20 protein-coding genes are annotated in these 19,299 nt (G+C 70.3%); 8 read left to right on the top strand and 12 right to left on the bottom strand.

Features of this window, described 5'->3' with window-relative positions; translation table 11 throughout:
- Positions 1-86 precede the first annotated feature (86 nt).
- The 5 genes from A4R43_RS42975 (at position 87) to A4R43_RS31445 (ending at position 3,804) form a co-directional block, all read left to right on the top strand.
- On the top strand, positions 87-236 hold the full coding sequence (locus tag A4R43_RS42975) for a hypothetical protein (RefSeq protein ID WP_020669193.1): 150 nt from the start codon (positions 87-89) through the stop codon (positions 234-236).
- A 338-nt stretch (positions 237-574) separates the two neighbouring features.
- On the top strand, positions 575-1,522 hold the full coding sequence (locus tag A4R43_RS31460) for a bifunctional helix-turn-helix transcriptional regulator/GNAT family N-acetyltransferase (RefSeq protein WP_113695402.1): 948 nt from the start codon (positions 575-577) through the stop codon (positions 1,520-1,522).
- A 74-nt stretch (positions 1,523-1,596) separates the two neighbouring features.
- A complete protein-coding gene (locus A4R43_RS31455) occupies positions 1,597-1,956 on the top strand; it encodes a YciI family protein (protein ID WP_113695401.1) in 360 nt (119 codons plus the stop codon).
- A complete protein-coding gene (locus tag A4R43_RS31450; protein WP_113695400.1) occupies positions 1,953-3,155 on the top strand; it encodes an RNA polymerase sigma factor in 1,203 nt (400 codons plus the stop codon). Before A4R43_RS31455 ends, A4R43_RS31450 begins: the two co-directional genes overlap by 4 nt.
- Before the next feature lie 31 nt (positions 3,156-3,186).
- Positions 3,187-3,804, top strand: a complete 618-nt coding sequence (locus tag A4R43_RS31445) for a hypothetical protein (protein WP_113695399.1) — start codon at positions 3,187-3,189, stop codon at positions 3,802-3,804.
- A 4-nt stretch (positions 3,805-3,808) separates the two neighbouring features.
- On the opposite strand, the gene mctP is transcribed toward A4R43_RS31445, so the two are convergent.
- Positions 3,809-5,452, bottom strand: coding sequence for a monocarboxylate uptake permease MctP (gene mctP, locus A4R43_RS31440; protein WP_113695398.1), 1,644 nt, complete (start codon positions 5,450-5,452; stop codon positions 3,809-3,811).
- On the bottom strand, positions 5,449-5,730 hold the full coding sequence (locus A4R43_RS31435) for a DUF3311 domain-containing protein (RefSeq protein WP_113695397.1): 282 nt from the start codon (positions 5,728-5,730) through the stop codon (positions 5,449-5,451). The genes mctP and A4R43_RS31435 overlap by 4 nt, the downstream gene beginning before the upstream one ends.
- Positions 5,731-5,901: 171 nt before the next feature.
- Here A4R43_RS31435 and A4R43_RS31430 point away from each other — a divergent pair, with 171 nt between their 5' ends.
- Together A4R43_RS31430 and A4R43_RS31425 are read left to right on the top strand one after the other, a co-directional pair.
- Positions 5,902-6,777, top strand: a complete 876-nt coding sequence (locus A4R43_RS31430) for a septum formation family protein (protein ID WP_113695396.1) — start codon at positions 5,902-5,904, stop codon at positions 6,775-6,777.
- Between the two features lie 178 nt (positions 6,778-6,955).
- Positions 6,956-8,572, top strand: coding sequence for an alpha/beta hydrolase (locus A4R43_RS31425; protein ID WP_113695395.1), 1,617 nt, complete (start codon positions 6,956-6,958; stop codon positions 8,570-8,572).
- Between the two features lie 28 nt (positions 8,573-8,600).
- Here the strand turns inward: A4R43_RS31425 and A4R43_RS42970 are convergent, their stop codons facing one another.
- Entirely contained in the window at positions 8,601-8,762 is a 162-nt protein-coding gene (locus A4R43_RS42970; RefSeq protein ID WP_162788653.1) for a hypothetical protein, read from the bottom strand.
- A 177-nt stretch (positions 8,763-8,939) separates the two neighbouring features.
- On the opposite strand from A4R43_RS42970, the gene A4R43_RS31420 reads away from it, so the two are divergent.
- Entirely contained in the window at positions 8,940-9,206 is a 267-nt protein-coding gene (locus A4R43_RS31420; RefSeq protein WP_113698003.1) for a helix-turn-helix domain-containing protein, read from the top strand.
- On the opposite strand, the gene A4R43_RS31415 is transcribed toward A4R43_RS31420, so the two are convergent.
- The 9 genes from A4R43_RS31415 to A4R43_RS31375 all read right to left on the bottom strand — a co-directional run bounded on the left by A4R43_RS31415 (position 9,203) and on the right by A4R43_RS31375 (position 19,285).
- Positions 9,203-9,793, bottom strand: coding sequence for an EndoU domain-containing protein (locus A4R43_RS31415; protein ID WP_113695394.1), 591 nt, complete (start codon positions 9,791-9,793; stop codon positions 9,203-9,205). The genes A4R43_RS31420 and A4R43_RS31415 overlap by 4 nt on opposite strands.
- A gap of 39 nt (positions 9,794-9,832) precedes the next feature.
- Positions 9,833-11,170 (bottom strand): hypothetical protein, encoded by a 1,338-nt coding sequence (locus A4R43_RS31410; protein ID WP_113695393.1) that lies wholly within the window; start codon positions 11,168-11,170, stop codon positions 9,833-9,835.
- Positions 11,167-11,781 (bottom strand): ABC transporter ATP-binding protein, encoded by a 615-nt coding sequence (locus A4R43_RS31405; RefSeq protein ID WP_113695392.1) that lies wholly within the window; start codon positions 11,779-11,781, stop codon positions 11,167-11,169. The genes A4R43_RS31410 and A4R43_RS31405 overlap by 4 nt, the downstream gene beginning before the upstream one ends.
- 156 nt (positions 11,782-11,937) lie before the next feature.
- A complete protein-coding gene (locus A4R43_RS31400; RefSeq protein WP_113695391.1) occupies positions 11,938-13,761 on the bottom strand; it encodes a phosphoenolpyruvate carboxykinase (GTP) in 1,824 nt (607 codons plus the stop codon).
- Positions 13,762-14,872: 1,111 nt separating this feature from the next.
- Entirely contained in the window at positions 14,873-15,580 is a 708-nt protein-coding gene (locus A4R43_RS31395; RefSeq protein ID WP_113695390.1) for a DUF6802 family protein, read from the bottom strand.
- Between the two features lie 135 nt (positions 15,581-15,715).
- Positions 15,716-16,213, bottom strand: coding sequence for a hypothetical protein (locus A4R43_RS31390; RefSeq protein WP_113695389.1), 498 nt, complete (start codon positions 16,211-16,213; stop codon positions 15,716-15,718).
- Positions 16,210-18,066, bottom strand: a complete 1,857-nt coding sequence (locus A4R43_RS31385) for a dynamin family protein (RefSeq protein ID WP_113695388.1) — start codon at positions 18,064-18,066, stop codon at positions 16,210-16,212. Before A4R43_RS31385 ends, A4R43_RS31390 begins: the two co-directional genes overlap by 4 nt.
- A gap of 13 nt (positions 18,067-18,079) precedes the next feature.
- The gene (locus A4R43_RS31380; protein ID WP_113695387.1) at positions 18,080-18,550 is read right to left on the bottom strand and encodes a nucleotide exchange factor GrpE; all 471 of its coding nucleotides are present in this window, start codon (positions 18,548-18,550) and stop codon (positions 18,080-18,082) included.
- A 45-nt stretch (positions 18,551-18,595) separates the two neighbouring features.
- Entirely contained in the window at positions 18,596-19,285 is a 690-nt protein-coding gene (locus tag A4R43_RS31375) for a TetR/AcrR family transcriptional regulator (protein ID WP_236808395.1), read from the bottom strand.
- Positions 19,286-19,299: the final 14 nt, after the last annotated feature.

The following is a 19,299-nucleotide window of genomic DNA, read 5'->3' as shown; positions in this document are numbered from 1 at the left end:
CATTGGCGATCTTCGGCGAAGTCGGGCATACTAGACCACGTCAGCCGAGAGATCCAGCGAAACCCTTGAAGGGGATGCACACACCGATGAACAACATCGCCGCCAAGCTCCGTGCCCGCCGCGCCGAGGCTCGCACTCGCCGGGCACTGAACCGGGCGATCGACACCGCGGCCACCGCGACCGTTCGTCAGGAGCTCATCGCGATCGCCCAGGCCCGTCAGCCCCACATGCGCTGACCCCTCGTGACCAGGGTGGAGCTTCACCCACACGAGTGACCTAGAACACAATACGACTGGGGTGTAACGCCACAAGACATGGCGTCGATACCCCCAATGACCCCGTGATGCTGGCGGACCCCCGACCTGGCAGCATCACGGGGTTTCCACGTGTTTGGGCTCGCCTTCGGCATCGCCCTGCACCGTGGCCGTGAGCTGCGTATACCCCGGGGGCCGAGCCCCCGGACCCCCGCGGTGCGAGTTCCTCGCCTTGGCGGGCGCTGGTGGCGTTTGGTGAGGAACCAACGGAAGTTCGTGACTTGGTTTGTAGCTCTGTGGTGGGGCCTTCTTGTGGGGTAATGGTTGACTTAGGCAAGGGTGTTTGTTGTGGTGGGCAAGTGAGTAGGGTGCAGCGGGTTCGGGCGTTCAACAGGTTGTATACGCGCGTGATCGGGGTGCTGAACGAAGGGCCGGTGGACGCGGAGTACTCGCTGAGCGAGTCCCGGGTGTTGTTCGAGCTGGCTCGGCGTGAGTGGACTGAGGTCGGCGAGCTGCGCCGCGTGCTGGGGTTGGACGCGGGGTATGCGAGCAGGCTGCTGGGGCGGCTGGGCGAGCGCGGGCTGCTGGTGCGCGAGCGGAGTGCCGAGGACGCCCGCCGTCAGGTGGTCCGGCTGACCGACCGCGGCCGCGAGGTTTTTGCGGTGCTCGACCAGCGCAGTTCCGCGCAGATCGGTGAGCTGCTCGCGCGGTTCGGCGAGGACGAGCAGCGCGAACTGCTCGACGCGATGGCCACCATCACCAGGATCGTCGGCGGCGAGCACGACCCGACCGTGGTGCTGCGCGCGCCCCGCGCCGGGGACCTCGGCTGGGTGGTGCACCGCCACGGCGCGGTCTACACCCAGGAACACGGCTGGAACGACGGCTTCGAGGCGCTGGTCGCCCGGATCGTCGCGGACTACCTGGCCCATCGCGACCCGGTGCGCGAGGCCGCCTGGATCGCCGAGCTGAACGGCGAGCGCGTCGGGTCGATCATGTGCGCCCGCGGCCAGGACGAGCAGACCGCCAAGCTGCGCCTGCTCCTGGTGGAGCCGAGCGCGCGCGGGCACGGCGTCGGTGCGCGGCTGGTCGCCGAATGCGTGTCGTTCGCGAAGTCGGTCGGATACACCACGATGGAGCTGTGGACGGTCAGCCTGCTCGCCTCGGCCCGCCGGATCTACCAGGCGGCCGGGTTCGAGCTGGTCGACGAGCAGCCGAACAGCGATTTCGGGCCCGTGCTGACCGGCCAGACCTGGCGGCTGAAGTGGTAATAGGGGCGGTGTCGATTCCGGCCGGGGCCCGTTCGTCTTCGGAGCACCTGACCACCGAACCTGGAGGGAACCCCATGCCCGACTACATCGGCCTGCTCCGCCGCGAAGAGAAGGCCGTCGAGGACCTCAGCCCGGACGAGTCGCAGCGCGTGCTCGAGCGGTACCTGGCCTGGACCGACCGGATGGACCGGGAGGGCCGCCTGCGGGCCAGCCACCCGCTGACCAGGACCGGGCGCGTGCTCCGGCAGACCGGCGGCGCGCTGAGCACCACCGACGGCCCGCACACCGAGTCCGCCGAGGTGGTGGGCGGCTACATCGTCGTCACCGCCGACGACTACGACCAGGCCGCGAAGATCTTCGGCACGCATCCGCACCTGCGGTACGGGCCGATCGAGGTGCGCCGGGTCGCGGACGAAAGCTGCTCGGAGGAATGAGCGGGGCGGCCGGCGTGGTGGAGCACCTGTTCCGGCACAGCGCCGGGCAGATCACCGCCACGCTGGCCCGCACGCTCGGCCCGGCCAGGCTCGACCTCGCCGAGGAGGCGGTGGCCGACGCGATCGAGCAGGCCCTGCGCACCTGGCCGCACCACGGCGTGCCGGACAACGCGCGCGGCTGGCTGTTCCGCGCGGCCCGCAACCGCGCGATCGACCTGATCCGCCGCGAGGACTCGCTGCGCGCCAAGCTCCCCTTGCTGCTCGACCGGCTCGAAGAACCGGCGGGAGCCGACGACGAGCTGACCATGATGGTGCTCTGCTGCCACCCCGAGCTGCCGGTGCCCGCGCAGGTGGCGCTCACCCTGAAAACCGTCGGCGGGCTGGGTGTCGGGGAGATCGCCGCCGCGTTGCTGGACAAACCGGCGACCGTGGCGCAGCGGCTGGTCCGGGCCAAGCGGTGGCTGGCGGGGAAGTCGTTCGCGCTGCCGCCCGGCGAAGCCATCGAGTCCAGAGTGGACAGTGTGCTGGCGGTGCTCTACCTGTTGTTCAACGAGGGTTACCAGGCCAGCGGCGGGCAGGACGCGATCCGCGGTGAACTGTGCGGTGAGGCCATCCGGCTGGGCAGGCTGGTGCTGGCCGATCCGCGCACCGACACCCCGCGTGCCCGCGCGCTGCTGGCGTTGATGCTGCTCCAGGCGAGCCGGCTGCCCGCCCGCGTGGACGCCGACGGTGATCTGCTGTTGCTGTCCGAACAGGACAGATCACGCTGGGACCACACGATGATCACCGAGGGCACCCGCGTGTTCGCCACCGCGTGCACCGGGCCGGAACTTTCGGCGTACCACGTGGAAGCGGCCATCGCCGTCTGCCACACCACGCCCGAGACCGACTGGCCGCGGGTGGTCGGCCTGTACGACCAGTTGCTCGAACTGCGGCCGTCCCCGGTCGGCAGGCTGAACCGGGCGATCGCGCTGGCCATGGCCGAAGGCCCGCGGGCGGGCATCGCCGAACTGGAACTGCTCGAAGACGAGCCGAAACTGGCTGCCTATCCGCTGCTCCCGGCCGCGCTCGGGGCGCTGTGGCTCCAGGCGGGCGAGCCGGAGAAGGCGGCTCGTTACTACCGCGCGGCGCTGGCGCTGCCCGGATCCGAGCCGCAGCACCGGTTCCTGCGTCGCCGGTTGGCCATCTGCGAGACATGAGCCGGTGAACTGGCGCTGGTAGACCGCGTTCGTGGACGCATATGTGGACGGTTACTGCGAGCGCGTGGCGCCGGGGCTGTGGGGCGAGCCGCTCAACACGGTGAGCAACGTGGCGTTCCTGATCGCCGCGGTGCTGATCTGGCGGCGGGCGCAGGGGCCGGTGGCCCGCACGCTCGCCGTGCTGCTCGGGCTGATCTGCTTGGCGAGCACCGCGTTCCACGCGCTGGCCACCGGCTGGGCCGGCGCCGCCGACACCGGCTTCATCCTGGTTTTTGTGCTGTACTACGCGGTCGCGTTCACGCACCTGTTCCTGGGCGTGCCGTGGCGCCGGGCCTGGCTCGCGGCCCCCGCGTTCCTCGCCATCACGGTCGGCGTCGCGGCGCTGACCGGCAGCATGTACCTCTCGGCGCTGCTGGGCCTGTTCGTCTTCGCGGCCCTGCTCGCGCGGACGCCGCACTGGCCGCGGTTCGCCGTCGCCGGTGGGGTTTTCGCCGTCTCGCTCGGCCTGCGCACCGCGGACCACAGCGTGTGCGGCAGCTTCCCGCCGGGCACGCACTTCCTCTGGCACCTGCTCAACGGCGTGGTGCTGTACGTGGTCTCCGCCGGGGTCGTGCGGGTCGAAACCCCCACGACCCCGGCGAAGGCCTAGCGACTCAGTGCACGCCGACCGCGCGCAGGTTCTTGTCGCCCTCGTCGACGTGGTAGTCGGCGTTGTCGGTCTGGTCGGTGCCGTTGGCCACCTTGAGCCGCCGCGCCACCAGCGTGACCAGCACCGCCACCAGCAGGTTCGCCGCCAGCGCCACCACACCCACGTAGATCTGCACCTGTGAACCGGCGAACGGCTGCCAGCCGAACAGGTTGAGCTTGTCCAGCGGCAGCGCCGAACCGCCGAAGTGCGCCTTGCCGGTGGCCGGGTTCGGGATGTCGTAGAGCAGGATCATGCCCCAGCCCATGCCGACCACCCAGCCGCTGACCAGCCCCCAGATGTGGAACCACCTGGTGTAGAGCGACAACGCCACCGCGGGCAGCGTCTGCAGGATGATCACACCGCCGATCAGCTGCAGGTCGATGGAGAACTGCGGGTCGATGAACAGGATGAACGCCACCGCGCCGAACTTGACGATCAGCGAGGCGAGCTTGGCCTGCTTGGCCTCCTGCTTCGGCGTGGCGTCCTTCTTCAAGAACTCCTTGTAGACGTTGCGGGTCCACAGGTTCGCCGCGGCGATCGACATGATCGCGGCCGGCACCAGCGCGCCGATGCCGATCGCGGCGAAGGCGATGCCGGTGAACCACGACGGGAACTGGTCGGCGAACAGCTGCGGGATGATCGTGTTGCCGTCCGGCCGCCCGGTGGCCTGGTTGGTGATCGCCTTGGTGCCCGCGGCGATCGCCGCGAAGCCGAGCAGCGCCAGCAGGCCGAGCAGCAGCGAGTAGGCCGGCAACGCCGACATGTTCCGCTTGATCACGTTCCGCCCGCGCGAGGCCAGCACGCCGGTCACCGAGTGCGGGTAGAGGAACAGCGCCAGCGCCGAGCCGAACGCCAGCGTCGCGTACTGGAGCTGGTTGTTGGCGTTGAGGAAGATGCCGTCCGCGGCCGACGGGGTGGCGTCGAACTTGGCGTCCGCCTTGTCGAAGATGGACTCCCAGCCGCCGAGCTTGCTCGGCAGGTAGACCACCGCGGCCAGGATGACGATGTAGATCAGGATGTCCTTGACGAAGGCGATCAGCGCCGGGGCGCGCAGCCCGGACTGGTAGGTGTAGACCGCCAGGATGATGAAGGCGATCAGCAGCGGCAGGTGGCCGAGGAAGCCGCCCGCGTTGAAGCCCAGCGTGCGCAGCACCGACTCCAGGCCGACCAGCTGCAGCGCGATGTAGGGCATGGTGGCCACGATGCCGGTGACCGCGACCAGCGTGGCCAGCAGCGGCGAGCCGTAGCGGCCCTTCACGAAGTCGGCGGGCGTGACGTAGCCGTGCGAGCGCGAAACCGACCACAACCGCAGCAGCGGCAGGAAGACGATCGGGTAGGCGATGATCGTGTACGGCAACGCGAAGAAGCCCATCGCCCCGGCACCGAACAGCAGCGCGGGCACCGCGACGAAGGTGTAGGCGGTGTAGAGGTCACCACCGATCAGGAACCAGGTGATCCACGAGCCGAACTTGCGCCCGCCGAGGCCCCATTCGTCGAGGTGGTCGAGGGTCTCCCCGGCCTTCCACCGCGACGCGACGAAACCGAGCACCGTGACCAGGGCGAAGAGCAGCACGAAGATGACCAGTTCCGGCCATTGGATCTGGCTCACCGGGCGCTCCCCTCGTCCAGCTCGTCCACGTCGGGCTGGACGGTGTCGGGCTTGGTGGTCGGCTTGCTCTTGGTCATCAGGAAGACCGTGGAGGTGCACAGCACGCCGACGGCGATGCCGGCGAACTGGAACCAGTAGAAGAACGGCATCCCGAACAGGCGGGGTTCTTCGAAGTTGTAGAGGGGGGTGATCAGGACCCACAACGGGATGATCAGCAGCAGGTTCCACGGGCTGAACACCAGCCCGGACACCCGGCCCCCGGCTTTACCGGTCGACATGTGGCCTCACCAAACTCCTCTTCGAGCACAACGCGGCGGAGATCGCGTTGACCTTAGAACCTCCGCCCCGCCGCGTCACCCGTGTCGGGTATCGATTTGCTCCCGGCGCCCGCGAGCTGGGGAAAACCGGTCGGATAGGGTCGGCGGCGAACGAGATCGGGGGTGGCTGGAATGGCTTCGCGGACACCGGCCCGCCGGACGCTGACCACCGGGCTGCTCGCCGCCGCGCTGGTGCTCTCCGGCTGCGCCACCGAGGTCGGCGGCCGCGCGGTGGCCGGTTCGACCGGCGGCACCCAGCCCGCGCCGTCGAAGGCACCGGCACCGAGCAAGGGGCCCGTCGCCGAGCCGGGGCAGTGCGTGCTGGGCACCAGCCCGGCCCCGGTCGACTGCGCGAAACCCCACCACGTCGAGGTGACCAAGGCGGGCACCTTCGGCCCGGAGCTGCCCGCCGCCCGTCCCGAGGCGGACGTGATCTTCAAGGCGGCGCTGCCCGAATGCCGTGCCGAGGCCGCGAAGTACCTCGGCAGCACCGATTTCGACGCCTCGACGCTGGCCGCCTGGATGCTCTGGGCGCCGGCCGACGAGTGGGCCGCTGGCAACCGCTGGTACCGCTGCGGGGTGGCGCAACTGGCCACCGACGGAAAAGCGGTCGAGCGCACCGGTTCGGTCAAAGGCGCGCTCACCGGCGAGAAGTTCTTCGAATTCCAGGTGTGCTCCGCGGTGAAACCGCTGGAGGCGGCGGTGAAACGAATCGCCTGCACCGAACCGCACCATGCGGAGGGTCTCCGCGTGGTCACCATGGGCAAACCCACCGATCCGCTGCCGAGCCCGGAGGAATTCAATGCCGCGGCCCGTCCGGTCTGCGGTGAAACCCTCACCAAATATCTCGGTACCGCCACCCGCGAAGACGTGGTCGCGACCTGGCGCTGGCCCAGCCAGACCGAGTGGGAACAGGGATTCACCAACCTGACCTGTTTCGCGCAAACCGATGTCGCCGTAACCGGAACGTTGCGGAACATCGGCACCGCGCCGCTGCCGGGTGGTTGAGCCGATATCCGACGAACGGCCGTTGCCGCCGGGTGTCACCGGCCGATATCAATGACCCGCCATTGACTTTTTGACCCAGCTCGGAAACGGGCAAAGAGCAGTTCGGGGGTCCGGGGGTCGTCCCCCGTGCAAACGACACTGTGTGACCGGCACACCGAAGAGACAAGTGGGGCAACACATGAAAAGACTGCGCACAGCCGTGGTCATCCCGATGGTGGCGGGCGGCCTGCTGGCCGGGGTCACCCCGGCACTGGCCGCGCCGGCCGCGGCCGGGGCGCAACCGCTGAACTCGACCGGCATCCCGGCGGAGTACGCCGGCCAGGTGCTGGACTGGCACACCTGCACCGGTGACGAGCTGCCCACCGCGCCGCCGCCCGGGGCGGAGGGCATCGAGTGCGCGACCTACCGGACCCCGCGCAACTGGGACCGCACCGGCGACAAGATCGACCTGACCATCGCGGTGAGCAGGCTCAAGGCGACCGGTGGCGAGGCCACCGCCAGCGTGATCACCAATCCCGGTGGTCCCGGCGCGCCCGGCCGCAGCTTCCCGACCCGGCTGCGCAACCAGAGCAAGCTGCGCGCGAGCCAGGAGATCGTCGGCTTCGACCCGCGCGGTACCGGCAAGAGCACCAACATCACCTGCGGTGGCGCCATCGGCACCGGTGGTGACCTGGACCCGCGTGACCGGTCCCTGCCGAACCTGAACCTGATCCTGGACGCCACCAAGTACGCGGCGGACTCGTGCCAGGTGAAGTCCGGCGAGCTGGGTCCGCTGATCAACACCTACCAGACCACCCGCGACATCGACCTGCTGCGCGTGCTGCTCAAGCGCGACAAGATCAACTGGGTTGGTTACTCGGCGGGCACCTGGATGGGCGCGCACTACGCCACCCACTTCCCGACCCGCGTCGGCCGGTTCGTGCTGGACTCGGCCACCGAGTTCACCACCACCTGGCAGAAGTCGTTCGACTGGCAGCCGCTGGGCTTCGAGCGCCGCTGGCGGCAGGACTTCCTGCCGTGGCTGGCCAAGTACGACTCGATCTACCACTTCGGCAACACCGGTGAGGCCGCGCGCCAGACCTACGAGCAGGTTCGCGCCTCGCTCACGCAGAACCCGGTCGAGCTGGACGGCGAGAAGGTCAGCGCGGCCAAGCTCGACTCGACCATTCCCGGTTACCTCTACGCCAAGCGGAACTTCCCGGTGCTCGCCGAGTACCTGGTGGCCGTGCGCACGCTGACCGAGGGCAGCACCACCGCCGACCAGAAGTCGGCCGCGGCGCGGAAGGTCAAGGCGGAGCAGTCCAGCAAGGACGTGATCGGGCCGCAGCCGCTGATGGTGCCGACCGACTACGACGACGCCTACGACGCGAGCTTCTGGTCCATCCCGTGCAACGAGGGCCCGTGGACCGGGAACCGCAGCAGCGTGATCAAGCAGTCGCAGAAGCTGATCGACCAGGACCTGCCGCTGCTCGGTGCGGGCTGGCTGATCCAGCCGTGCATCTTCTGGAAGAACAAGCCGATCGCGCTGCCCAAGGTCAACGGCCAGGGCGTGCCCCCGGTGGTCATCGTGCAGTCGGTGCACGACCCGGCGACCCCGCTCGAAGGGGCGCAGCGCGCGCACGCGGCGTTCGCCAACTCGCGCATGCTGACCGTCACCGACGAGGGTGACCACGGCATCTACGCCGGTGGCAACGCGCCGGTGGACAAGGTCGTGGAGGAGTACCTGGTGGACGGCATCGTGCCGAACGACCAGAGCCTGCCCGGCCTGCCGCTGCCGGTGCCCGCCGGCGCGTAAGCAGCCAGTTCGGCTGGTTTCAGCCGCTTCAGCCGCTTCGCGGCCGAGGGATCCAGGCCCCGCCGAGTTCACGCTCGGCGGGGCTTTTTTCCGCGCGCATGCAGGGTTGCTCGTGGCGGAGCGCGCCGCTGGCCAGTACCAGCAGCGTCACCCCGAGTCCGAGGACCAGCAGCGCCAAACCCGCGATCACGACCTTCGACCTCCTCCTGGGGATGGTTTCGAGCGGGGCCGTTACTAGAGAGACGTGCGACGCGGGCGGCTGGATACAAGATTTTGGGTGTCGTTCAGGTTGCGGCCGAGTTACCCCCAACCTGTGCACAGAGTTGTCCACAGCCTGGGGATGGTGTGGACAGCTAGGATGGAGCGCATGGTGCGGGTTCCGTTGACCGAGGCAGAGCGAGTACGCGGCGAGCGGCTCGGCGCCGCGCTGCGGGAGGCGCGTGGGGCCCGGAGCATGGTCGAGGTGGCCGCCGAAGCCGGGATCTCGGTGGAGACCCTGCGCAAGATCGAGACCGGGCGCATCCCGACGCCGGCCTTCTTCACCGTCACGGCCATCGCCGCCGCGGTGCGGTTGCCGCTGGACGTGCTGCGCGAGGCCGCCGAGCCGGAAGAACCGCTGACCAGGGTGTCCTAGCGCGGCACAGAGCCGGGCTGCAGCGCGGCGAGCACGCGCTCGCGGTCGTTCAGGAAGTGGCAGCCGGGCTGCGGGGTGTCGTACGAATTGAGCAGCCGCTCGAAGTCGGCCAGTTCGTCCACGGTCAGCGGCGTGCGGTCGGCGATCAGGTGCGCGGCGAGCACGTCGACCAGTTCTTCCCACTCACCGGCCACGTACAGCTCGTGGTAGGCCGCCAGCTCCACCGAGGGCACCCGGTTCGCCAGCTGCGTGATCAGCTTTTCGGCGTAGAAGCTGACCCGGCTCTCGGTGAGGTCGGCGACGGTCGGATTGGCCGGGTCGGCCGCGGTGTCCGGATTGCGCACCACGCCGGGGCCCGCGGTCGGGAAGCCGGTGTGCACCCGGCCGTCCGGCTCGACCAGCACCACGATCGACACGCCCTCGCGCACGCCCGCCGCCCGCCAGCGGCCGTTGCGCAGCCGCCGCGGCGGCTCGTCCGGCCGGTTGGCCACGTCGGTGACCAGCTCGAGGATCCGGCTGCCGGACCAGGCGGCCGGGAATTCGGTGGTCGCCCGCCGACCGGTTCCCGCTGCGTGCCCACCACCCACGGTGATCTCCCTTCGCCGCCCCGAGACTAACCCGGGTGCTCAGCGCAGGCAGGACCACGCGGTCAGGGCCAGGATCACCACCACCGGAACCGGGCCGATCGGTGCCACGCTGAGTAGCAGTACGCCGACCAGGGCGAGGTCGGGTCCCCGGATCGCCTGGGTGACCAGCCGGACCGGTGCCTGCCCGAACGGGGTGTCGGTGACGCCGACGTTGTCGTAGCTGATCGGCGGCCGGGTCGCGGTGCGCAGCACCGCGGCCGCGGCCAGCGGCAGCACCAGCCACGCGGCCGGGTCGAACGACACCCCGAGCAACGCCACCACCAGCGCGAGCACCGCCGCCCACGCCACCACCAGGCCACCGAAGACCAGCGCGTGCGCGGCTCGGATGCGCAGGTCACGGTCGTCGAGCCAGCGGCGGAGGCCGGGACTGCGCCACAGCTCGCCGATGCCACCGGCGAACGGCATGAGCGCCGCGTACACCGCCACCGCGACCACCGCGACCTCGGGCAACGCCGGGAACGCCAGCTTGGCCACCCCGGCCGCGCAGGCCAGCAGCACCGCGGCCGCGGTGTACCGGCGGCGCCCGAGCACCCCGGCCAGCGCCAACCACCGGATCGACGTAACCCGCACGCCGACCGGCCGCGCCGAAGGGAGCATCAGCAGCGGGTCGAGGAAACTCACCGCAACCACGCGAACCACCCGTTCGCGCCACGCGGCGACCAGCTCCTCGCGGCCAGCCACCTGGGCGGCGAGCGGTCGCAGCGGCGAACCGGAGCCCCACGCCAGCACCACCGCGGCCAGCAGCAGCGCCACCCCGAAGCCCGACAGCACGATCGGTGGCGGGCTCGCCAGCGCCACCAGCACCCCGGACCCGGCCAGCGCGACCGGCCCGGCCGCGTTGCCGGTCTCGACCGGACGCCGCGCCAGCGCCAGGGTCAGCGCCGCGCTCCCGGCCAGCAGCAACCCGGCGGCGGTCCACACCTCGGACGGCGCGCGGTAGACGGCGGCGCCGAGCGCGGTCGCGTACCCGACGGCGAGCAGCCAGCCCAGCCACACCCGCCAGACCCGGGCGCCGAGCGCGGGCACGCGGTCCACCTCGAGCCAGGTCAGCTCCGACGGGTCGGCCCAGCGATAACCCCGGCGCAGCTGCGAGCGGGCGGCCAGCGCGGACAGCACCAGCACCACCGCCACCAGCCCGGAATAGTCCACAGTGGACTCCGAACCGAGCAGGAACCGCCGCCACCACGGGAGCTTGGCGAAGGCGGTGCCCAGCGCGCCGAGTCCGAAGAGCACCAGGAAGCTGGTGGTGTCACCGCTGAACACGCCACCGAACCGCGGCCGCCCGGGAATGCGGACCCGGGCCGGGGTAGTGGTCATTCGGCGCCGGGAAGGGTGATCACCGACTCCGCGGTCTCCAGCAGGGGCTGGTGGTGGGTGGCCAGCACGATCGCGGCACCGTCCTCCTTGGCTCGCCGCACCAGCCCGGCCAGCCAGTCGCGGCCGTCGGCGTCGAGCGCGCGTTCGGGTTCGTCGAGCAACAGTACCTCGAACGGCCTGGCGGTGGCGCCGAGCAGCATCAGGCGCCGCCGCTGCCCGGCCGAAAGGCTGCCCGCCGCCACTCCGGCCCGTTCCCCGAGCCCGGCCTCCGCGAGCAGCCGCGCCCCATCGGTTTCGGTACCGAAGCTCCCGGCGAGCAGTTCGATGTGCTGCTCCGGGGTCAGTTCGGCGAACACGTCGGAATCGTCCAGCAGCACCGAAACCCGCCGCCGGAACGCCACACTGCGCTCGTCGGGAATTTGCCCGGCCACCTCCACCCGTCCTTCGGTTGGCGCCTGCATACCGTAAAGAACGCGCAGCAGGCTCGATTTCCCGCTGCCGTTCGGGCCGACCAGTGCGAGGCACTCACCCGGACCCACCGCGCAGTCGAGCCCGCGGAACAGCCATTGCCTGCCCACGCGGATTCCCATGGATTCGGTGATGATCCCCATGCGGCGACCATACTCGCGATTCCCCGGCCGGAATCGAATAGCCCTTTTGGCCGAAAAAATGTCCAAAAGGGCTATTAAGGCCGACAATCAACACGGTGGGCCCGGAACGCGAAAACGGCCCGCCGGGCAGGCGGGCCGTTTTGGTGTCGCGGAGCCTCAGCCGAGGCGCTGGCGCAGCGCAGCCAGCTCGTCGTGCAGGTTGGACGGCACCTTGTCGCCGATCTTCGCGAACCACTCCTCGATCAGCGGCAGCTCCTGGCGCCACTCCTCGGGGTCCACGCGCAGGGCTTCCTCGACGTCGGACTTGGGCTCCTCGATGCCCTCGATGTCGAGGTCGTCGGCGGTCGGCACCCAGCCGATCGGGGTCTCGGTGGCCGAGGCCTCGCCCTCGATGCGGCCGATGACCCACTTCAGCACGCGCGAGTTCTCGCCGAATCCCGGCCACAGGAAGCGCTTGTCGTCGCCGCGGCGGAACCAGTTCACGTAGAAGATCTTCGGCAGCTTCGCCGCGTCGGCGTCCTTGCCGAGCGAGATCCAGTGCTTGAAGTAGTCGGCGGCGTGGTAACCGAGGAACGGCAGCATCGCCATCGGGTCGCGCCGGACCTCGCCGACCTTGCCCGCGGCGGCGGCGGTCTTCTCCGAGGACATGGTGGCGCCCATGAACACGCCGTGCTGCCAGTCGCGCGACTCGGTGACCAGCGGCACCGTGGTGGCGCGGCGGCCGCCGAACAGGATCGCCGAGATCGGCACGCCCTTCGGGTCGTCCCACTCCGGCGCCAGGATCGGGCACTGCGACATCGGCGTGCAGTAGCGGGAGTTCGGATGGGCCGCCTTCTCCTCGGACTCCGGCGTCCACTCCTGCTTCTTCCAGGAGGTGGCGTGCTCGGGCGTGCCCTCCATGCCCTCCCACCAGATGTCGCCGTCGTCGGTCAGCGCGACGTTGGTGAACACCGAGTTGCCCTGCTCGATGGTGCGCATGGCGTTCGGGTTGGTGTGCCAGTTGGTGCCCGGCGCGACGCCGAAGAAGCCGAACTCGGGGTTGACCGCGTACAGGCGGCCGTCCTCACCGAAGCGCATCCAGGCGATGTCGTCGCCGAGGGTCTCCACGCGCCAGCCGGGAATGGTCGGCTGCAGCATGGCCAGGTTGGTCTTGCCGCAGGCGCTGGGGAACGCGGCGGCGATGTAGTACGCCTTGTCCTCGGGCGAGATCAGCTTCAGGATCAGCATGTGCTCGGCGAGCCAGCCCTCGTCACGGGCCATCACCGACGCGATCCGCAGCGAGTAGCACTTCTTGCCGAGCAGCGAGTTGCCGCCGTAGCCGGAGCCGTAGCTCCAGATCATCCGCTCCTCGGGGAAGTGGGTGATGTACTTGGTCGAGTTGCACGGCCACGGCACGTCCTGCTCGCCGGGGCCGAGCGGGGCGCCGACCGAGTGCAGCGCGGGCACGAACTCGCGCTCGGTGCCGTCCTCGGTGACGAACTTGTCCAGCGCCGCCTGCCCCATCCTGGTCATCACGCGCATCGAGGCGACCACGTAGGCGAAGTCGGTGATCTCGATGCCGAGCTTCGGGTCGTCGTCGCCGAGCGGCCCCATGCAGAACGGGATGACGTACATCGTGCGACCCCGCATGCACCCGCGGTACAGCTCGGTCATGGTCGCCTTCATCTCACCGGGGTGCGCCCAGTTGTTCGTCGGCCCGGCGTCTTCCTCGCGCTCGGAACAGATGAACGTGCGCTCCTCGACGCGGGCGACGTCGTCCGGGTCGGAGGCGGCCCAGAACGAGTTCGGCTTGGCCTTGAGCGGCACGAAGGTGCCGGCCTCGACCAGTTCGGCGTTGATCCGCGCGGACTCCTCTTCGGACCCGTCCACCCACACCACTCGGTCGGGCGTGGTCAGCTCAGCGACCTCCCGCACCCACGCCAGGACCTTGCTGTGCGTGGTCGGGGCGGCGTCGAGTCCGGGGATGGCTACTGCAGTCATCTCTTCTCCTGAACTCCGACGAAAAAGCCCACACCGAACTGACGTCCGGGGCGGGCTCCTTCGCCGGCGACCGAATGGCTTCGCACACCGGCTGCGGAACCGGTGTGCTGGTTTGGGGATTCTTGGAGAGTAACCGGATGGACGCCGAGTAACCGAGAGGTGGCCTGTCGGTTCTCTCACAGGAACGATAAGGGAATCGATTCAGTTGTCGCCGGAACGGCCGAACGGCAAAGTTTTTCCGGTGGCCCACCCAGGCCGGAGGCCACTTCCGCGACTCGAAATAGTGCGCTGCGTCTCACTCGAACGCGCGTTATGGCCGCGTTTTGCCCGTTTTATCGGCCGCCGCGATTGTCCGGAGAGGACAAGGCCAGCACGGCGGGCGACGTCCGGGGGCACTGGACGCGAATGTGGCTTTTGGGGCGGATTTCGCCCCGGAAGCCACATCGGTGTCCAGCGGCGAAGGCCGGAGGGCGGGGGACGGAGGGCGGACGCCGGGCTGGGCGGAGGCGGGTGGTGCGGAGGCGGAGGCCGGACGAATGCGGGGGGCCGGGCGAAGGTGAACGCGAGGCCAGGCGAACGCGGGGCTGCCCGCAGGCGGGAACGCGGGCCGGGCGAACGCGGGGCTGGGTGCGGGCGGAGGCCAGGCGGAACGCGCGGAGCCAGGCGAACACGGGCCAGGTGAACGCAGGGCTGCCCGCAGGCGGAACGCGGGCCAGGCGAACGCGGGGGCCGGGCAGACGCGGGGCTGGGCGCGGGCGGAGGCCAGGCGAACACAGGCCGGGCGAACGCGCGGAGCCAGGCGGAGGCGCGGAGCCAGGCGAACACGGGCCAGGCGAACGCGGGGCTGCCCGCAGGCGGAACGCGGGCCAGGCGAACGCGGGGGCCGGGCAGACGCGGGGCTGGGCGCGGGCGGAGGCCAGGCGAACACAGGCCGGGCGAACACGGAGGTGGGCGCAGGCGAACGCGGGCCAGGCGAACGCGGAGGCCGGGCAGACGCGGAGGCCGTGGCGCAGGCAGGCCGTGGCGCAGGCGGGCTGGGCGCAGGCGGGGCAACAACAAGCGGGCCCGGCACGCGTGATGCGTGCCGGGCCCGCCGTGGCGAAAGGACGGATCAGTTGGGGCTGATCCACTGCCCGGTGCTGGAGTCGATCTTGGCGACCCCTTCCACCGGCTGCGAGCCGTCGCCACCCCAGGCGGCGTCGCTCGCGGAGGCGGCGGCGGGCTCGCCGACCGCGTTGGAGCTGCCGGTCTCGGTCCACTCGCCGTCGCCGGTGTGCTCGTAGGTGGTGGACGCCCCGCTGGAGTCGATCACCACGGCAAGATCGGCCTCGCCGTCGCCGTCGACGTCGGTGAAACCGATGGTGTTGCCGGAGGAGTCCTCCACGATCGCGGTGTCGTTGACCCCGTCGTTGTCGGTGTCCACGGTGGCCGGTCCGACCTCCACCTCACCCTCGGGCAGGTCGGCGGTGATCCCGCCTTCGCTCCCGGTCTGGGTGCCGGGGTCGGTGTCGTCACCGGTGCTACCGCCGGAGCTGATGTCCACCCAGTCACCCGACGCTTCGTCGTACGCCGCGTGGGAGACCACCTCGCCCTGCGCGTCCAGCTCGATGAACTCGTCGGCGTCGCCGTCGGCGTCGGTGTCGACGAAGGCCTGGACGCCACCGTCCTCGGTCTCGATCGTCGCGGTGTCGTTGACGCCGTCTTCGTTCATGTCGAAGTTGACGTCAGCGGTGTACTCCTCGCCGTCGACGGTCACCGTCATCTCTTCCGCGGCAGCGGTGTCGGTGGTGTCGGTGCCACCGCTCTCGTCGACCCACACGGGAATTCCCCCTTCGCCAGGAGTGGCCCCGGCAGCTCAAAGGATGTTGTCTTCAGCGGTTATGACTCACCGTATGCCGGTTCGGTTCCCCGGCACAACAGCCGGTCACTCCGACAACCAACCGGGTCACGCGCACTACGCGGGCAGGCCCCGCGCCCCCAGCGTCACGCACCAGCGGTCGTTCGTGGTGCCCAGGTTGAGACGGTAGCGCAGCTCACCGTCCTCGTAGCTGTCCGGGTTCGCCAGCTTGCCGTCGAGCCAGAACCCGGCGCTCGCGGCGGACTCGGTGCCCTCCTCCGGCGACAGGGTCAGCTCGACCCCCTTGGCGGTCAGCTCCTCGAGGATGTCGTCCACGTACTGCGGGCTGAGCGAGCAGCTCAGCGCCACGATCCGCTCGGCGTCCCTGTTGTTCACCGCGTCCACGTACTGCTGCGCGGTCTCGCGCGGGTCACCGCTGGTCCCGCTGTCGCTCAGCAGCACCACCAGCAGCACCGCACCCCCGCCGAGCAGCACCACCAGCCCGACCACCAGGCCGACGATCAGCCCGGTCCGGCTCTTCTTCGGCGGCTGTTGCGGATACCCGTAGGGCTGCTGTCCGTAGGGCTGCTGTCCGTAGTACGGCTGCTGGTTCACGACGTCTTGTCCCTCAGCGTCCGGATCCGGGACAGGAACCCTTCGGCGCGCTCGCGGCCCTCGTTCACCTGGGTGATCCGCTTGGTGACCAGGCTGAGCTTCTTCGCGCGCTCCTGGGTGCCCATCTTGATCGTCTTGTCGACTTCCTTCAGCTCGGCCTCGATCGCCTCGATCCGGCGGCCGAGCGCCTCGTCGAGCGCCAGCGACAGCTGCTGCTCCGCCTCGATCAGCTGCTCGGCGACCAGCTGGTCCAGCGTCGAGCGGGCGTCCGCGATGGACTCCACCAGCCACTGCTTCATGTGCTGCTTGTCCGCCGCGTGCCGCCTGGTCCTGGCCATCCACCAGCCCGCGCCCAGCCCGATCACGATGGTGGCCGGCAGCACCACCGGGTTGAACAGGGCGAACCCGGCCAGCGGCGCGGCCACCAGCTTGCCCGCGCCGACCCCGCCGGACACGCCCATGAACACCAGCAGCTTGTCCTCGGCGGTCGGCGGGCGCTTGTCCGGCGGCCGCAGCACCACCGGCGGCCCGCCCGCCCTGGCGAACTGGGCGCGGATGACGTCCAGCTCCTCCGGTGAGAACAGCTCGGCCAGCGCCACGTCGGTCACCTGGTTGAGCCGCTGCGCCAAGGCCAGCGACATGCGCTGCGAGATGGTCTGCAGCGCGACGTCGACCTGGCCGGGCAGTTCCTGGATCTGCTCGCGCTTGGCCGCGTCGATCTGCTGGCGGAAGTAGGACTGGGCGTCGCGCATCTGCCGGTTGCCCTCGTGCCCGATCTCCACCCTGGTCCGCTGGATCTCGCCACGCAGGCGCAGCTGCCAGCCGCGGGTGGACGAGCGGCGCTCGGCGGCGAGCTGGTCGCGGCGTTCACGCAGCACCTCGGCCTCGGCCTCGCCGGCGGACAGCGCGCGGCGCTCGGCCTGCAGCTTCGAGTGCTGCTCGGCGAGTGCGCTGGACAGCGCGCGCAGCGTGTTCGCCTCCCCGAGCATGGCCGACCGGCCGACCAGCATCTCCTGCATGGCCGACTGCAGCGCGGCCACCCCGGACTGCTCCCGCAGCATGGTCTTGGCCTGCTCGTTCGGCGCCTTCGCGGCCAGCTCGAACATGCGCGCCGAAACCGGGTGGAACACCGCGTCGGCGAACCGGGGCGCGTGCTCGTTGAGCAGTTCGCGGTCGGCGTCGAGCACCTGCCGCCAGCCGCGGAACTGGTCGGTCTTGGTCAGCGCGAACAACACGGTCTCCACGCGGTCGCCCATGCTGCGCAGGAAGTTCAGCTCGCTGGAGGTGAACGGCGCCGAAGCGTCCACCACGAAGAGCAGCGCGGTGGCGTTGGCCGCCGCCTCCATCGCCAGCTCGGCGTGCATCGAGTCCAGGCCACCGACCCCCGGGGTGTCCACAATGGACACGCGCTCGAGCAGCGGGACCGGGCCGCTCACCTCGACGTACCGCGGCGGGAGCTGGCCCTCCGGCAGCTCGTGGCTCGCCGACACCCAGCGGACCAGCTCGTTCATCTCGACCCCGACCGGGGCCAGCTGACCGGGGTAGCAGGCCTGCGCCGACCACTCCTCGGCGTGCTCGAAGACCAGGTAGGTCGCGGTGGCCACGTTCGCGTCGACCGGGGACAGGCCCGGCATCGCCAGCAGCGCGTTGACCAGTGAGCTCTTGCCGCGGTTGGTCTCGCCGACCACCACCACCGACGGTTTCTTCGGCCGCGCCTTGCGCAGGTCGTCCACCCATTTGGCGGCCTGCGGATCCAGCTCGCGCAGCAGTGCCAGCAGGGTCTCCCTGGCCTGCTTCACCTGCGCGGGCAGGGTGGGCTTACCGATCGATCCGAGTGCGGCTGGTGCGGTCACGCACCGACCTTAGCTATTTCCGCGTGTAGACGGTGACAATCGGGGCACGAAGGAGCCGGTCGCGATCGGCGAAGCCGACCACCTCGGTCTCCGCGACGATGCCGTCGAGTGCCGGGTCCTCGGTCGGCACCGCGCCGCCCGCCTCGTGCACCGCCGGGTCGAAGCGCTCACCGTCCGGGCGCAGCGCCCGCACCCCGACCTCGGCCAGGCCCTGCTCCAGGCGTTCCACCACGCCGCCGCTGCGCGCGCGGTCCAGCGCGTACAGGCACAGCTGGATCAGCGTTTGCCGTTCGACGGACGCCTGGTCCACGTCCCCGCCGGGCACGATCACTCCTACGGGCTCCACATCGGGTTCCGACGCCGGGGGGCGCGACTCGGTTCCGTCCACCGAGCCGATGATTTCGGCGAGGCTGGTCGCGGTGATCTTGCTGGTCGGCTCCTCGGCCGGGTCGACCTGGTCGTGCTTGCGGGACCACAACGACATCCCTGCCACCCCCACACCCCGAATTCCGTCGACGGAGAAAGTATCTCAGCGGGTGCGGCGGCTCTCGATGAGTACGGCGAGACCGTCGAGGATGCGGTCGAGGCCGAAGTCGAGCGCGTTGTCCTGACCACCATCAGCCGCCTCCGCCATGGCCGCGGCCATCGACGGGAAGCGCTCCGCGTGCTCGGCCATCAGCGCGCCGAGGGTGCGCGCGAAATCGGCTTCCGGCGTGGCCGAGTTCCTGGCCTGCTCGGCGATCGCGCGCAGGTGACCGGACAGCGTGGCGACCGCGTCCAGGCGTTCGCCACCGGTCAGGCCGGTGCCTTCGAGCGCGACGAGCGCGCGTTCGACCCAGCCCAGCTCGAACGGCCCCCACACGCGCGGGCACAGGGAGCTGTCGAGCAGCCACGGGTGCCGCTCCAGCGCGGCGTACATCAGCCGGCACCATTCGCGCAGTTGCGTGCGCCAGTCGCCGTCGGCGAGCTCGACCGGCTCGCCGAAGGCCCGGTCGGTCATCACCGCGACCAGGTCGGCCTTGCCGGGCACGTGCCGGTAGAGCGACATCTTGGTGAAGCCCAGCTCGTCGGCGACCCGCTGCATGGACACCGCGGCCAGGCCCTCGGCGTCGGCCACCTCGGTCGCCACCGCCACGATCCGGTCCACGCTGAGCACCGGTTTCGGGCCGCGGGCGCCGGGCGTGCGCGGTTCCCACAGCAACTTGGCGCCCGGGGCCACCGCCACTCCCTGAA

This window comes from Amycolatopsis albispora (assembly GCF_003312875.1).
GTDB classification, from domain to species: Bacteria; Actinomycetota; Actinomycetes; order Mycobacteriales; family Pseudonocardiaceae; genus Amycolatopsis; species Amycolatopsis albispora.
The sequence above is the reverse complement of the archived record's forward strand: the minus strand, read 5'-3'. Positions and strand labels throughout refer to the sequence as shown.

Coding starts and splice junctions, on each gene's coding strand:
- A4R43_RS42975 (WP_020669193.1), top strand. CDS start 87: ATGAACAACATCGCCGCCAAGCTCCGTGCCCGCCGCGCCGAGGCTCGC.
- A4R43_RS31460 (WP_113695402.1), top strand. CDS start 575: ATGGTTGACTTAGGCAAGGGTGTTTGTTGTGGTGGGCAAGTGAGTAGG.
- A4R43_RS31455 (WP_113695401.1), top strand. CDS start 1,597: ATGCCCGACTACATCGGCCTGCTCCGCCGCGAAGAGAAGGCCGTCGAG.
- A4R43_RS31450 (WP_113695400.1), top strand. CDS start 1,953: ATGAGCGGGGCGGCCGGCGTGGTGGAGCACCTGTTCCGGCACAGCGCC.
- A4R43_RS31435 (WP_113695397.1), bottom strand. CDS start 5,730: ATGTCGACCGGTAAAGCCGGGGGCCGGGTGTCCGGGCTGGTGTTCAGC.
- A4R43_RS31430 (WP_113695396.1), top strand. CDS start 5,902: ATGGCTTCGCGGACACCGGCCCGCCGGACGCTGACCACCGGGCTGCTC.
- A4R43_RS31425 (WP_113695395.1), top strand. CDS start 6,956: ATGAAAAGACTGCGCACAGCCGTGGTCATCCCGATGGTGGCGGGCGGC.
- A4R43_RS31420 (WP_113698003.1), top strand. CDS start 8,940: ATGGTGCGGGTTCCGTTGACCGAGGCAGAGCGAGTACGCGGCGAGCGG.
- A4R43_RS31410 (WP_113695393.1), bottom strand. CDS start 11,170: ATGACCACTACCCCGGCCCGGGTCCGCATTCCCGGGCGGCCGCGGTTC.
- A4R43_RS31405 (WP_113695392.1), bottom strand. CDS start 11,781: ATGGGGATCATCACCGAATCCATGGGAATCCGCGTGGGCAGGCAATGG.
- A4R43_RS31400 (WP_113695391.1), bottom strand. CDS start 13,761: ATGACTGCAGTAGCCATCCCCGGACTCGACGCCGCCCCGACCACGCAC.
- A4R43_RS31380 (WP_113695387.1), bottom strand. CDS start 18,550: ATGTCGTTGTGGTCCCGCAAGCACGACCAGGTCGACCCGGCCGAGGAG.